The organism is Microbulbifer weihaiensis, assembly GCF_048323715.1.
Taxonomy (GTDB): domain Bacteria; phylum Pseudomonadota; class Gammaproteobacteria; order Pseudomonadales; family Cellvibrionaceae; genus Microbulbifer.
This window is the reverse complement of sequence record NZ_JBLWFL010000008.1, coordinates 38,407-51,768: the sequence shown is the minus strand read 5'-3', so window position 1 is coordinate 51,768 and position 13,362 is coordinate 38,407. Positions and strand designations below refer to the sequence as shown.

Annotated in this window: 13 protein-coding genes; 3 read left to right on the top strand and 10 right to left on the bottom strand. The window is 59.0% G+C overall.

Features of this window, described 5'->3' with window-relative positions:
* Positions 1-68: 68 nt before the first annotated feature.
* The 5 genes from ACNKU7_RS11580 to ACNKU7_RS11560 all read right to left on the bottom strand — a co-directional run bounded on the left by ACNKU7_RS11580 (position 69) and on the right by ACNKU7_RS11560 (position 5,426).
* Positions 69-2,327 (bottom strand): ATP-dependent helicase, encoded by a 2,259-nt coding sequence (locus ACNKU7_RS11580; protein WP_418297148.1) that lies wholly within the window; start codon positions 2,325-2,327, stop codon positions 69-71.
* Between the two features lie 66 nt (positions 2,328-2,393).
* Positions 2,394-4,139 (bottom strand): SulP family inorganic anion transporter, encoded by a 1,746-nt coding sequence (locus ACNKU7_RS11575; protein WP_418297147.1) that lies wholly within the window; start codon positions 4,137-4,139, stop codon positions 2,394-2,396.
* 93 nt (positions 4,140-4,232) lie between these two features.
* Complete coding sequence (locus tag ACNKU7_RS11570) at positions 4,233-4,664, bottom strand: DUF6691 family protein (RefSeq protein WP_418297146.1); 432 nt, start codon at positions 4,662-4,664, stop codon at positions 4,233-4,235.
* A gap of 3 nt (positions 4,665-4,667) precedes the next feature.
* Entirely contained in the window at positions 4,668-5,102 is a 435-nt protein-coding gene (locus ACNKU7_RS11565; protein ID WP_418297145.1) for a YeeE/YedE family protein, read from the bottom strand.
* 9 nt (positions 5,103-5,111) lie between these two features.
* A complete protein-coding gene (locus ACNKU7_RS11560) occupies positions 5,112-5,426 on the bottom strand; it encodes an ArsR/SmtB family transcription factor (protein ID WP_418297144.1) in 315 nt (104 codons plus the stop codon).
* A 102-nt stretch (positions 5,427-5,528) separates the two neighbouring features.
* Here ACNKU7_RS11560 and ACNKU7_RS11555 point away from each other — a divergent pair, with 102 nt between their 5' ends.
* The 3 genes from ACNKU7_RS11555 to ACNKU7_RS11545 are packed head-to-tail and all read left to right on the top strand — an operon-like array spanning position 5,529 to position 8,666.
* Positions 5,529-6,407, top strand: coding sequence for an MBL fold metallo-hydrolase (locus tag ACNKU7_RS11555; RefSeq protein WP_418297143.1), 879 nt, complete (start codon positions 5,529-5,531; stop codon positions 6,405-6,407).
* Between the two features lie 32 nt (positions 6,408-6,439).
* Positions 6,440-6,847, top strand: a complete 408-nt coding sequence (locus tag ACNKU7_RS11550; protein ID WP_418297142.1) for a protein tyrosine phosphatase family protein — start codon at positions 6,440-6,442, stop codon at positions 6,845-6,847.
* Between the two features lie 25 nt (positions 6,848-6,872).
* Positions 6,873-8,666 carry a SulP family inorganic anion transporter gene (locus tag ACNKU7_RS11545; protein ID WP_418297141.1) on the top strand — a complete coding sequence of 598 codons (1,794 nt, stop codon included), beginning with the start codon at positions 6,873-6,875 and terminating at the stop codon, positions 8,664-8,666.
* Between the two features lie 34 nt (positions 8,667-8,700).
* On the opposite strand, the gene ACNKU7_RS11540 is transcribed toward ACNKU7_RS11545, so the two are convergent.
* The 5 genes from ACNKU7_RS11540 to ahpC all read right to left on the bottom strand — a co-directional run bounded on the left by ACNKU7_RS11540 (position 8,701) and on the right by ahpC (position 13,296).
* Positions 8,701-9,252 carry a DUF1415 domain-containing protein gene (locus ACNKU7_RS11540; protein WP_418297140.1) on the bottom strand — a complete coding sequence of 184 codons (552 nt, stop codon included), beginning with the start codon at positions 9,250-9,252 and terminating at the stop codon, positions 8,701-8,703.
* A 4-nt stretch (positions 9,253-9,256) separates the two neighbouring features.
* Positions 9,257-9,802, bottom strand: coding sequence for a DUF2058 domain-containing protein (locus ACNKU7_RS11535; protein WP_418297139.1), 546 nt, complete (start codon positions 9,800-9,802; stop codon positions 9,257-9,259).
* Between the two features lie 216 nt (positions 9,803-10,018).
* Positions 10,019-10,633 carry a YceI family protein gene (locus ACNKU7_RS11530; RefSeq protein ID WP_418297138.1) on the bottom strand — a complete coding sequence of 205 codons (615 nt, stop codon included), beginning with the start codon at positions 10,631-10,633 and terminating at the stop codon, positions 10,019-10,021.
* A gap of 285 nt (positions 10,634-10,918) precedes the next feature.
* Complete coding sequence (ahpF, locus tag ACNKU7_RS11525) at positions 10,919-12,502, bottom strand: alkyl hydroperoxide reductase subunit F (protein WP_418297137.1); 1,584 nt, start codon at positions 12,500-12,502, stop codon at positions 10,919-10,921.
* Between the two features lie 227 nt (positions 12,503-12,729).
* Complete coding sequence (gene ahpC / locus ACNKU7_RS11520) at positions 12,730-13,296, bottom strand: alkyl hydroperoxide reductase subunit C (protein ID WP_418297136.1); 567 nt, start codon at positions 13,294-13,296, stop codon at positions 12,730-12,732.
* Between the last annotated feature and the right edge of the window lie 66 nt (positions 13,297-13,362).

The following is a 13,362-nucleotide window of genomic DNA, read 5'->3' as shown; positions in this document are numbered from 1 at the left end:
TGTTTTCCGGAAAAATGCACGCTCCAGGCGTGCATTTTTTTTGAGAGAGCGCTCCTGCCAGAGGCGGCTCACATCAGGAATTGCGCCAGTTTGTCCCAATCAAACCGGCGTGTCTGGCGATCGCTGAACAGAACTTCCACGCGGTTATCCTCCCACTTGGTCACTCTTCCATAGCCCAGTTTCTGGTGTCGAATGCCTTCGCCAAGTTGCGGGCGGCGCTGAACAGCCCTGGGTGCATTGATATCCGGGTTGTAATCGCAGGCCTCCAGGTAGCGCAGCCCGAGTCGGGTTACCGGCACTGTAGTGGTTATGGTGTCGGGCTTGTCCTGCAGGCTCTGTCCGAGCAGGGTGCTCAGCGGCAGTTGCATCTCCTCGATAAACAATGACGGTTTCTGCTCCTGTGCTGGTGCGCGCTGGGGTGTGCCTTGCCTGTCTGGCACCGCAGTGGGCGGGGTCAGCAGGTACAGCTGCTTGCGGGCGCGGGTCATGGCGACATACATCAGGCGGCGCTCACTTTCCGTGGAGGCTGGTGTCGAGAAATCCCTTTGCGGCTGGTAGGGCATGTTGTGCACAGAGAGGCCGGGGATAATCACCTGATCCCACTCCAGACCTTTGGCCTGGTGCATTGTGGTGATCTGAATGGCATCCGACGCCGGATCTTCCGAGCTGTCGGTCTGCAGGTGCTGCTGTTGCAGTTGCTGAAGGTGTTCCAGGGCTTCCCGGGGGGGCGTGCGCAGCTGATCGAGGTACTGGCAGAAGGCGAGCACCGTTTGCTGTCGCTCCTCGCCTTGCTGGCGGTTGAAACAGTCTTCAGCGATACCGCTCAGGTAGTCGAGCTCACCGATATGCCTGCGCAGCAGTTCACCGGCCAGGCCTCGCCACTCCTCGATTTGCGTCAGCAGTTCTGCCCGCTGGCGGAGACGTTTGCATTGGGCCTGGCTGAGTGAATCCTCAGGGATATGGCGAATAAGTGCCTTGCCCCAGCCGCTTTCCAGCTTCGCGAGGGCATCACACAGCGGTGTCAGAACGGTTCGCGGGATTCGAATATGTGGTGCGGTAAACCACTCGTACAGTCCCTGGCTGCGGCGCTTGACGGGCTGTGCTGCAAAGCGGCCGGCCGCAATGTTCAGGCTCCAGAATAGCGGGCGCAGCTCCCGTCGGGAAAGCACGGTGTTGCGGCTGCCAGAGCGGTAGGGGATGTTGTTGGCGAGCAGCGCCAACTCCAGCGGTGCCGCCAGAGACCAGAGCCGAACCAGGATCGCGATGTTTTTCAGGGCGTGGCCCTGTTTCTGGCAGCGGCGAATATGTTCCACCAGCCACTTGCCCTCATTCTCGCTGGCAACATGATTCAATTCGGTGGCGGCAGCCGGGTTTCCGGATACGCAGAAGATATCAGCCCGCTCGCGGTTGTTTTCAATGAAATGGTTGGCCGCCAGCGACAGGCTGTGGCCATAGCGGAAGGTGCGGCTCAGCTGATAGACATTTGAGGGCGGGAAGTCTCCGTCAAACAGCTTCAGCAAAAACGCAGGACGCGAGCCGCGCCACTCGTAAATGGTCTGATCCGGATCGCCGATGGCAATGACGTTGCCCGACTTCCCGTACAGGACACGCAGCAGGAAGTGCTGAATTTCATTGATGTCCTGATATTCGTCGACGAGGATGTCTTCGTAAAAACTGCCGTACTGTTCCGCCAGATCGGGCCGAAGGCTGAAGAGTATCGCGGGGTCATAAATCAGGTCTGCGTAGGTGACGGCGCTCTGTTCCTGCCGCCACCGCTCGAAGTGGCGGAACACCTTGAGGAAGTACATATACTCGTCGCCGAGCTTGAGTTGCTGGAAAGCACTCAGGTCACCGGTGAGAATGGTTTTTGTGTAGTCGATAAAAAATTCGGCAGCTTCCGTTTCCGACTGCTTGCGCGCGCGGATGTCTTCCAGTTCTGCAGGAGGGGCACAGGCTTCGATGGCCTTCCATATCTGCAGCTGCACCACCGACTGCGGCAGCGGGGAGAGATTGGCGGGTGCAATATGCCCGCGTGCAATCAGCTGCTGGTAGAGTCGGTAACCGAGGCTGTGGAAAGTCTGTACGGCGGGCACCTGGTGCCCGCAGAGCTGCTGCAGGCGGCGGTGGAAGTCATCCCGCGCGCTGCGGTTATACATGACGGCAAGAATTCGCTGCGCCGGGATGCCCGCGTTGAGGCGGTTTCTGATGTAGTGGAGCAGGGCAGTCGTTTTCCCTGAGCCTGCAACCGCGATGATCTTGGCATGGCCTCCGGGGTGATTGGCTATGGCCTGTTGTTCATCGGTAAGATGGGACACTTCGCCTGACATGGGTATTCCGACCGCTCGCTAAAACACTGGATATATTGCCAGTATTGGCGCGGTGCGTACAGATTTTTATACCGGCTCCGCGGCAGCGTCCGGGTCGTCATCCCCTTTGCTCAGCGCCAGCTCCGCAATGTATGAGGAAAGGAAAATGCGTCCGGTGAGGTGCTCGAGTAACTTTGAGCGGCTGAGTCGATCCAGCACTGGGCCCTTTACCTCGGACATGTGCAGCCGGATTTTGCGATTCTTCAGATCCTTGTTGATTTGGTCCAGGCGCTCCAGCGCGGTGCCGTCGATACGGCTGACCGAGGACAGGATCAGTACCAGTTCGCGGGTATCCGGGTGACGCTTCAGCTCCATCAGCAGTCGATCTTCGACGGCACTGATGTTGCTGAAAAACAGGCTTTCGTCGATACGCAGAAAAAGAAGCTCCTTGTGCGTTTCCACATCGTGCCGCAGTACGTTGCGGAAATGCTCGGTGCCCGGCACCCGCCCGACCACGGCAATGTGTGGCCGGCTGCTGCGCCAGATCAGCGTGGCGAAGGACAATCCGATACCGAGCGCGATACCAACTTCTACCCCGAACAGCAAAACACCGAGAAAGGTGAACAGCATCGCCAGGCCATCGGTTCTGTCATAGCGCCAGTTGTGAATGAACCCCCTGAAGTCAAACAGGCCCGCTGCGGCGACGATAATGATCGCGGCCAGTACCGTCAGCGGCAGCTCACTGAATACACCGGTGAGAAACAGCAAGATCGGGATCATCAGAAATGCAGAGAGCACACCGGCCAGGGGGGAGCGCGCGCCGGCTTCGGCGTTTACCGCAGTGCGGGAAAAACTGCCCGCAACCGGTAAGCCCCCGCAAAAGGCACTTGCCGTGTTGGCTGCCCCGAGCCCCAGGAGCTCGCCGTCTGCGTTGAGGCGCTCGCCGCGTCGTGCGGCCAGTGACTGTGCAATCGAGAGGCTTTCCACAAAGCCGAGCAGGGCGATGATCAGCGCTGGCAACAGCAGCCGGTAAATCAGGCTCCAGTCGAAATCTGGCACAGTGATCTTGGGCAGTCCCGCGGGAATGTCGCCCACGATGTCCAGTTTGTCGCCGAGCTTGAGCCAGTGCACCAGGGCAATGGCACACAGAACCAGTAGCATGGGCATCAACTTGGCCGCCAGGCGGGCAATCTGTTTTGGGGTGCCCAGGCGGAAAAGGGCCATTGGCAGCCAGATTCTGCTCACGATGAGCAGTACCGCGGTGGCAACACCAAAGGCCATGGTCGGCAGGTGTGCCTGTGGCAGGTGTTCCAGGACGTGCAGCAGCTTTACCGATGCGGTATTGCCGTCTGCTTCGACGCCGAGCAATGCGGGCAGTTGTCCGACGATGATCAGTGCCGCCGCGCCCGATACAAAGCCGCTGATTACCGGGTGGCTGAGCAGGTTCGAAAGCAGGCCCAGCTTGAGAAGCCCCATGGCAAACAGAAACAGTCCGCTCAGCAGGGTGAGCATGATTGCCGCGGCTATATATTCTGCGCTGCCTTGAGCCGCCAGGGGTGAGAGGGCAGACAGCGTCATCAGGGAAAGAACGGCCGCAGGGCCGACAGACATGGCGCTGCTGCTGCCGAAAACGGCGTACGCAATCAGGGGCAGCAGGCTGGCGTAGAGTCCGACATGGGGCGGCAACCCTGCAAGCAGTGCATAGGCGAGGCCCTGGGGTACCAGCAGCATGCCGGATACCAGGGCTGCGGTTATGTCAGCGGGCAGGTTTTGGCGGCGGTAGTTTCGCAGCCACTTGGGGATCAGGTTTTTTACCCGCATTGCTCGCGTCAAGAGATTCCGGAGGGATAGGGGATCTCAACAGGATAGTTGCTGGCGCCGAGACGGCGCCAGCCCCGCTGCGGGCAAGGTGGTATGGGTGGCGGGTTACGCCGCCGAAATTTTTCGGCGCTCCAGCACGTGGAAGATCCACATGCCGGCGACCATCGACAGGGTAAAGATCAGGGCGCCAACTTCCAGTGCGCCGGTTGCCACAATGCCTGGGCCCGGGCAGAAACCGGCGAGTCCCCAGCCCACGCCAAAGGCGAGGCTGCCCAGCAGCAGGGGGCGATCAACTTCCCGCTTGTTCGGCAGCTGCATAGGCGCGCCGAGAATGGATGTCTGGCGACGTTTTGCGAGCGTGAACAGGGGAAGCCCTACGGCGATGGCGCCGCCCATGACCAGTGCCAGGGATGGATCCCAGGCACCAAAAATATCCAGGAAGCCCAGTACCTTTTCCGGGTTGGCCATTCCGGAGAGCAGTAGCCCGAAGCTGAAGATCAGGCCGGAGATAAATGCTGAAATTGAAATCTTGTTCATGGCTCAGGCTCCCAGCAGGTGGCGTACAACGTAAACGGTGGCGAAACCGCCGGCCATGAAGGTCATGGTGGCGGCCAGGGAGCGCGGTGAGAGTCGCGACAGGCCGCAAACGCCGTGACCGCTGGTGCAACCGGCGGCATAGCGGGTACCGATACCCACCATAAGCCCAGCGGCGACCAGCATCGGAACACTGGAGCGGATCTCAATCGCGGGCAGGGCGTGAAACAGCCCCCAGATCGCCGGACCTGCGAGCAGGCCAAGGATGAACGCCACTCGCCAGCTGCGGTCGCCCTTGGTTCCGTCAAGCACGCCGCCGAGAATGCCGGAGATCCCGGCTATTCGTCCGTTCATCAGAACCAGCCAGGCGCTGGCCAGGCCGATAAGTACACCGCCAGCAAGGGCGGTGTAGGGGGTAAAAGCATTCCAGTCGATGGTCATGGTGGCAGCTTACTCCGCGCAATAAAGTTGATAGAGCGTTTGTAACAGAGTGAGAACTTTCGGGTCAGCTACTCGATAGTAGACCCGCTTGCCTTCCTTGCGAGTGGTCACGAGCCCTTCCCGGCGCAGCACGCCCAGCTGCTGTGACAGGCTGGGCTGGCGAATGTCGAGGCGCTCTTCCAGATCACTGACGCAGAGCTCTTCCTGGCTCAGCTGGCACAGCAGAAGAAGGCGATCCTGGTTGCCCAGTGAGCGCAGCATAAGCGAAGCGTCACTGGCGGAGGCGCGCATCTTGTCGAGGCTGATGTCGGTTGTGTCCGGCATGCATTGATCCCTGGTCAAACACTCTGTGTGAAAACATTATATTGAAATATATAATATCAGCAAGTATATTGATTTCAGATCTAATGCAACGGGATGTTTTCCATGAGCCAGAGCAAAGTTTTTCCTCAAGTACAGCCCTTCCTTGACGAGATGACGGAAACCTGGAGTTACGTCGTGTATGACCGGGAAGGCGGTAGTGCTGCGGTAATCGACCCGGTGCTGGACTTTGATCAGCCCTCGGGTCGTACGGCCACCGACGGGGCGGAAAAAATAGTCGCCTTTGTTAAACAGAAAAACCTGACGGTCGAGTGGGTGCTGGAGACCCATGCCCATGCCGATCACCTGTCGGCGGCGCCGTTCATTCGCGAGCAATTGGGTGGAAAGATCGGCATCGGCGACCACATCACCCAGGTGCAGGGCATCTTCCGCAGCGTGTTCAACCTGGAAAAAGAGTTCCTGGTGGACGGTTCCCAGTTCGATCACCTGTTTGCCGAGGAAGAGACCTTCCGTATTGGTGATCTGGAAGGTCGGGTCATCTATGTGCCCGGTCACACCCCGGCAGATATGGCATGGCTCATTGGCGATGCGCTGTTTGTAGGCGACACGTTATTCCTGCCGGATGTGGGCAGCGCCCGCTGCGATTTCCCCGGTGGTGATGCGCGTATGCTCTACCGCTCCGTACGTAAATTACTGGAGCTGCCGGAGGAGACGCGCATGTTCATGTGTCACGATTACCCACCAAATGGCAGTCGCCCGCACCAGTGCGAAACCACCGTCGGCGAACAGAAGCGCAGCAATATTCACCTGAAAGATGGCGTTTCCGAAGAGCAGTTTGTAAAGATGCGCACCGAGCGCGACGCCACTCTGGGCATGCCACGGCTGATTATTCCCTCTATCCAGGTCAACATCCGCGCTGGCCAGATGCCCCCTGCGGAAGATAATGGCACCGTGTACCTGAAGGTACCCGTCAACAAACTGTGATACCGGACAAATAAATACAGAGTGAGGTAATTATGGATTTCAAAACATTGGATCAGCAGGTCAGCGTTTCCGAAGAATTGGCGCCGGGCGCTGTCCAGGCCCTGGCCGATGCCGGTGTCGAATTGCTGGTTTGCAATCGCCCTGAACACGAGTCCGAAAACCTGGCGACTTTTGCCGAGCTTGAACAGGCGGCCAGGGATGCGGGGATGGAATTTGCGGCTATCCCGTTTTCCCGGGGCCAGATGCAGCCGTCACACAGCGAAGCCTTCGCAGACCTGTTGAGCAGCGGTAAACGTGTGCATGCATTCTGTCGTACCGGCAACCGCTCCTGCAATCTGTGGGCCGCAGCGCGCTGTACCCAGGGCGCGGACAAGCGTGAGCTGCAAGCGGCTGCGCAACAGGCCGGATACGATATCTCTGGGGTACTGGTGACCTACTGATCGACAACTTGGCGGTATTGAAGAAGTGGCGACAAAACAGCGGGTAACGACGGGTACAGTGGGCGAGCGTGTTGGCGGGGGGATACGCCGCTATCTGCCGATAGCGGGGTGGCTCCCTGCATACTCCGGGGGCGCATTGCGGCGAGATCTGGTGGCGGCACTGGTGGTCACCGTCATGCTGATACCCCAGTCCCTGGCTTACGCACTACTGGCGGGCCTGCCCGCGGAAGTCGGGCTTTACGCGAGCATTGCGCCATTAATGGCGTATGCGGTGTTTGGCAGTAGCCGCACCCTGTCGGTAGGCCCGGTGGCGGTTGCGTCGCTGATGAGTGCGGCGGCGCTGGGCCAGGTTGCGGCGCAGGGTACGGAAGATTACCTGATGGCGGCCGCCGTGCTGGCGCTGCTCTCCGGCGGCTTCCTGGCACTGCTGGGGGTATTACGCCTGGGCTTTCTCGCCAATTTCCTGTCCCACCCGGTGATCTCGGGATTTATTACCGCATCCGGAATCCTTATTGCCTTCAGCCAGCTCAAGCACCTGCTCGGTATTTCTGCCAGCGGTGAAAGCCTGCCAGAGCTGCTTCACGGTATGGCGCAAAACATTGCGGGCTGGAATCCCGTGACCCTGGTACTCGGCGTGGCGGTTGTGCTGTTCCTGGTATGGGCGCGCTCTGGTGCAGTCAAACTGCTGCAACGGCTTTCACTGCCTCGGGATACCGCGTCGCTACTGGTGAAGGCCGCGCCGGTTGTCGGTGTGCTGGCGACCATCGTCCTGGCTGCCGGGCTGGGTCTCGAAAGCAGGGGCGTGCAGCTGGTTGGTGCCATTCCCAGTGGGCTGCCGCAGTTGCAGTGGCCAAACTTCAGTTGGTCGCTGGTCGAACAGCTGGCGCTGCCTGCGGTCATGATATCTGTGATTGGCTATGTGGAATCCGTGTCCGTGGGCAAGACACTGGGCGCCAAGCGACGACAGAAAATTGACATGAACCAGGAGCTGATCGGGCTTGGCAGCGCCAATCTGGCTTCCGGTATTTCCGGTGGATTCCCAGTGACTGGCGGCTTTTCCCGCTCCGTGGTCAACTTCGACGCGGGTGCGGAAACGCAGCTGGCCAGTGTATTTACGGCCATAGGTATCGCCTTGGCGGCGATGTTCCTCACGCCGTTTCTCTACTACCTGCCAAAGGCGACCCTGGCGGCGACCATCATCGTTGCCGTGCTCTCGCTGGTGGATTTTTCCATCCTGAAAAAGACCTGGCGCTACTCACCCAGCGATTTCTTTGCGGTGCTGGTTACCATCATTGTCACGCTGCTGTTTGGTGTGGAAATCGGCGTGTCCTGCGGGGTGCTGGCCTCCATTGTGTTGTTCCTGTATCGCACCTCCAAACCGCACATCGCAGAAGTCGGGCTGGTGGAGGGTACCGAGCATTTCCGCAATGTCGAGCGGCACCCGGTGATGACCATGCCGCAGATCCTCAGCATTCGCGTGGACGAGAGCCTGATGTTCTCCAACGCCGCGTTTCTCGAAGAGCGGATTTACCGGGATGTGGCGGCAACGCCGGAGCTGCGGCACGTGATTCTGATGTGTAGTGCCATCAATGAGATCGACTGGAGCGCACTGGAAACCCTCGAGTCCATCAACGAGCAATTGCGGGAGGCCGGTATCTGCCTGCACCTGTCGGAGGTGAAAGGACCGGTGATGGATGCGTTGCAGCGCTGCGGGTTTCTCAAGGAAATCTCAGGGAAGATTTTCTTTACCCAGTTCCAGGCATTTACCGAGCTGCGGGAAAACTTCCACGGTTGCGACCACACCGGCCCGGCAGCCTAGTGCTGCCGCCAGGGAAGGCTTTCAGGAAAGGCTCTCAGGAAAACAGGTAGGGAAACAGCGCGCGCTTTTCCTCTTCCGTGAGTGCCTCGACCCGCAGGATGTTGTTGTGGGGGATGCTCTCGGGATCCGGATAGTTGCGAAGCCCCCGCTCCAGGCTCTCCTCCCGCAACAGGTGCAGGATGGGGTAGGGGGAGCGGTTAGTCAGGTTTTCCTCGTCATCCGGTTGCGAGTCTGCAAATTGGTAGTGAGGGTGGAAACTGGCGACCTGGTAGATGCCCTCGTAGCCCTGGCGTTTGAGTAGCCACTCCGCCTCGTCGAGAAAAAAGTTGTAGTCGTGAAAGTCTCGTAAATAGGTGGGCAGGATCAGCAGGGTAGTTTCCACTTCCTGTTCCGAGGTGCGATCCAGCACCTGAAATTCATCCAGTAGTTCTTCGAGTAGAACTTCGTTACTGTTGGCTTCGCTGACCACAAAGCGAATCTGCCCTGCGCGCAGGGGTTTGCGCGCGAAGGGGCACAGGTTGAGCCCGACCACCACATCCTGCAGCCATCTCTCGACGTGGGCGATTACCGGGTCGCTGTCAGTCATGGTATTACCACATAAGGTCATCGGGGATTTCGTAGCCCGCGTAGGGATCATCTTCGTCCACAGAGGTATTGTTTTCCGGCGGGGCCACGACCGTATTGGGATTGCGCTCGGCAATCTTTTCCGCGATGACACGTGGCACCAGGTCGAACTGCTCGCCGTCGCCGACAATCTGCAAGCGCCCGGCAACCAGGTGATCCTGAACAGCGGCCGATACGTAGATTTTCTTTACCTTCTTGTCGAAGGTGAAATGATAGGCGATATCGTCCTTGCCTGCTTCGCCCTTCGGCTGCTTGTTGTGTTCGATCATCTGCTTGATCTGCGCGGCGATAGCCTTCTGCCGTTGCGCGGCTTCACGCTCGGCGTTGAGGGCCCGGTCGCGGGCGACCTTTTCTGCCCGCGCGCGCTCAGCGGCCTGCTGGGCCTCGCTCTGGCGGGACTCCCCGGTTTTTTTCGCCACTTTGTCCTGCTTGCGCTTTTCCTTGCCGACTTTTTTGGCGGTTTTTTTGTCTACCAGGCCTGCCTTGAGCAGCTGATCCTGTAGTGAAGCCATGACGGAGATCCTGTCGTTAATAGGGGGTAAGGATTTAGCCGACATTTTAGCGGATCCTGCCGGTGCATGTTAGCCAGCGGTCGTGGCGGGCGAGAGAGGTGGGCGAGAGAGTTGGGCGGATGGTGGCTACAGAACCAAGGCGGTGCAGTCAGTCGGATAGGGCGTGCGGAATAGACCGGCGCAGGATCACGCTGGATCCTGCGCCGTTGCTGTTTGTTACTGCTTGGTGAATACCAGTTTGACAGTAACAGGTACGATCGGGCTGATGCTGTCGAGGCCGGCGATTTCGCGCAATTTTTCAATCCCCTCCAGCAGCTGGAAGTCGCCTGCATTAATTACGATCGGTGCGGTGGAGGTGACCAGCAAGCCGCCGTTTTCAAGACCGGTGACCTGAAGTTGAGCCTTGTGGGTTTTCTGTGCGCCGTGCACGTCCAGGGACAGGTCGGTGGTGACGGACAGGGATTTGCCGGGCGCCAGCGCTTTCAGCTGTTCAGCGTCTACCTGTGCGGTGATCGCGGCGCGGGCGTATTTGGCCGTATCAAACAGCATTTTCTGCATGCGCTCGTTGCGGATCGGAATATTGGTTTCCACACTTGCCAGCTCGATGTCCACATTGGCATTGCCGCTGTCGGAGATCTTGCCGCTCAGGCCCTTGAAGTGATGGGTTTCCGCGATAGTGGATTTTTTTACCGAGACAAATTGGACGCTGGAGTTGCCGCCGTCCAGTTGCCAGTCAGCCAGCGCAGTGAGCGGCAGGCACAGCAGGGAAATCAGGGCGACGGATTTGAATGGCTTGGCTAGCAGCATGGGGTTCTCTCCCGGTAATTCCATGTGGTTCCGTGTGGAAGACGTGTAGTGTGGGCATATCGACCGCTCTGTACGCACCGCGACAAGCGGTTCGAAGAAAGCGGACTGCCCAGTTTCAGGTTTCTAACCCTATCAGCCAGCGCTTCGGGAAACCAGTTGCTTAACAAAAATTAAAAAAAGGCCGGTTGGGGAACCGGCCAAAGCTTGGGATGGTTCCCAGTTGTTGGCGAACGTGGCTCGCCGGGGAGAGAACCGGACATCGCTGGGAGGCCAATACCCGGTTTGGGGATCATGCAGCTGGAGAGGTGATCAACTCGCCATGGACAGTGACTCGCTTTCCTCTGCCGGCACGGAGCTCCGGATCAGGTGGTCGAAAGCGCCCAGGGCGGCCGTGGCACCGGCGCCCATGGAGATCACGATCTGCTTGTAGGGCACGGTGGTGGCATCGCCAGCGGCAAAGACACCGGGGATCGAAGTCGCACCGCGTGCGTCGATTACGATCTCGCCCATGCGGTTCATTTCCAGGCCGCTGTCTTTCAGGAACTCGGTATTCGGTACCAGCCCGATCTGTACAAACACACCGGCCAGTTCCACAGTCTTGCTCGCGCCGCTTATGCGGTCGGTGTACTGGAGGCCATTTACCTTGCTGCCGTCGCCGAGAATTTCGGTGGTCTGTGCATTGGTGATGATGTCGATATTGGGCATGGAGCGCGCCTTGCGCACCAGGACTTCATCCGCGCGCAGGGTGTCAGCAAATTCCAGCACGGTGACGTGCTTGACGATACCAGCCAGATCAATGGCCGCCTCGATCCCAGAGTTACCACCGCCGATGACGGCGACATGTTTGCCCTTGAAGAAGGGGCCGTCACAGTGCGGGCAGTAGGCCACACCCTTGGTACGGTACTTGGCTTCGCCGGGAACCCCCAGTTCTCTCCAGCGGGCGCCGGTGGCGAGGATCACCGAGCGGCTTGCGAGGGTCGCACCACTCGCCATTTCCAATTCAATCATCTGGTTGCGCTTCAGTTGCGCAGCGCGCTGGCCGGTGATGATGTCTACTCCGTACTCATTAACGTGCTGCTCCAGGCTCGCGGCCAGTTTCGGGCCTTCGGTATAAGGTACGGAGATGAAGTTTTCGATACCCACGGTATCCATCACCTGACCACCAAAGCGCTCGGCGACCAGTGCGGTGCGGATGCCTTTACGCGCAGCGTAGATGGCTGCCGCCGCACCTGCGGGGCCACCGCCCAGCACGAGCACATCGTAAGGATCGCGCTCGCTGAGTTCTGCGGCCTTGCGCTCTTCCGCACCGGTGTCCAGTTTGCCCACGATCTCTTCGAGGCTCATGCGGCCCTGGCCAAAGTGTTCGCCGTTCAGGTACACGGAGGGGACGGCCATCACCTGGCGCTGGTCTACTTCTTCCTGGAACAGGGCACCGTCAATCATCACGTGGGTGATGTTCGGGTTCAGGGTCGCCATCAGGTTCAGCGCCTGAACCACGTCCGGGCAGTTCTGGCAAGACAGCGAGATATAGGTTTCAAAGTGGAATTCACCCTTGAGGTTGCGCACCTGCTCGAGCACTTCCGGGTCGGCCTTGGACGGGTGGCCGCCGGCCTGCAGCAGGGCCAGTACCAGGGAGGTGAATTCGTGCCCCATGGGGATGCCGGCAAAGCTTACCCGCGGTGCTTCGCCTACCGGGGCGATTGCCATGCTGGGGGTGCGCTCGCGGCTCTCCTGTTTGAGGGAAATTTTGTCTGACAGCTCGGCGATTTGTTCTGCCAGGCTGCTCAGTTCAGCAGACTTGGCGCTGCTGTCGGCGGACACACTGATCTCGATCGGAGTGACGATATTCTGCAGATAGGTGTCCAGTTGTTTCTTTACGTTTGCGTCCAACATCGGTGTGTCCTGAAATTCTTTGGAGGTTTGGAATTCGTGGTTCTGTTCGGGGTTGTGTTGCGGTCCTGCTACCGGGTACAGCCTTGTGAGACACGCCGTGAACCCATCCCTGGGGGCTCTTCCGCGAGATCCCTCTCGCGGAAGGTCTCACAAGGCTGTACCCGGCATCAGGACCTTCCCGGAAAATTCAGATCACTTAATTACCAGAGATACAGCTCGGTGCTTGGTTAGATTTTGCCAACCAAGTCCAGGGACGGCGCCAGAGTAGCTTCACCTTCTTGCCACTTGGCCGGGCACACTTCACCCGGGTGGGCGGCTACGTACTGAGCGGCCTTGATCTTGCGCAGCAGATCCTGAGCGTCACGGCCGATGCCGCCAGCGTTGATCTCCACGATCTGGATTTTCCCTTCCGGGTCGATCACGAAGGTGCCGCGTTCAGCGATGCCTTCTTCTTCAATCATCACATCGAAGTTGCGAGTGATGGTGCCGGTCGGGTCTCCGATCATCGGGAACTGGATCTTGCCGATGGTTTCGGAAGAGTCGTGCCACGCTTTGTGGGTGAAGTGGGTGTCGGTAGACACGGAGTAGATCTCAACCCCCAGTTTTTTGAACTCTTCATAGTTGTCGGCCAGGTCGCCCAGCTCGGTTGGACATACGAAGGTGAAGTCGGCCGGGTAGAAGAACACTACAGACCACTTGCCTTTAAGATCCGCGTCGCTGACGTCGAAGAAGTCACCTGCCTGGTAGGCTTTGGCGTTGAATGGCTTGATCTCTTTGTTGATGTAGCTGGACATAGTCATTTCCTTGTTGCTTTGCCTTGGTGGTGTAAGGCGTGGGTTGCTTGGTACGGGGGGAATACT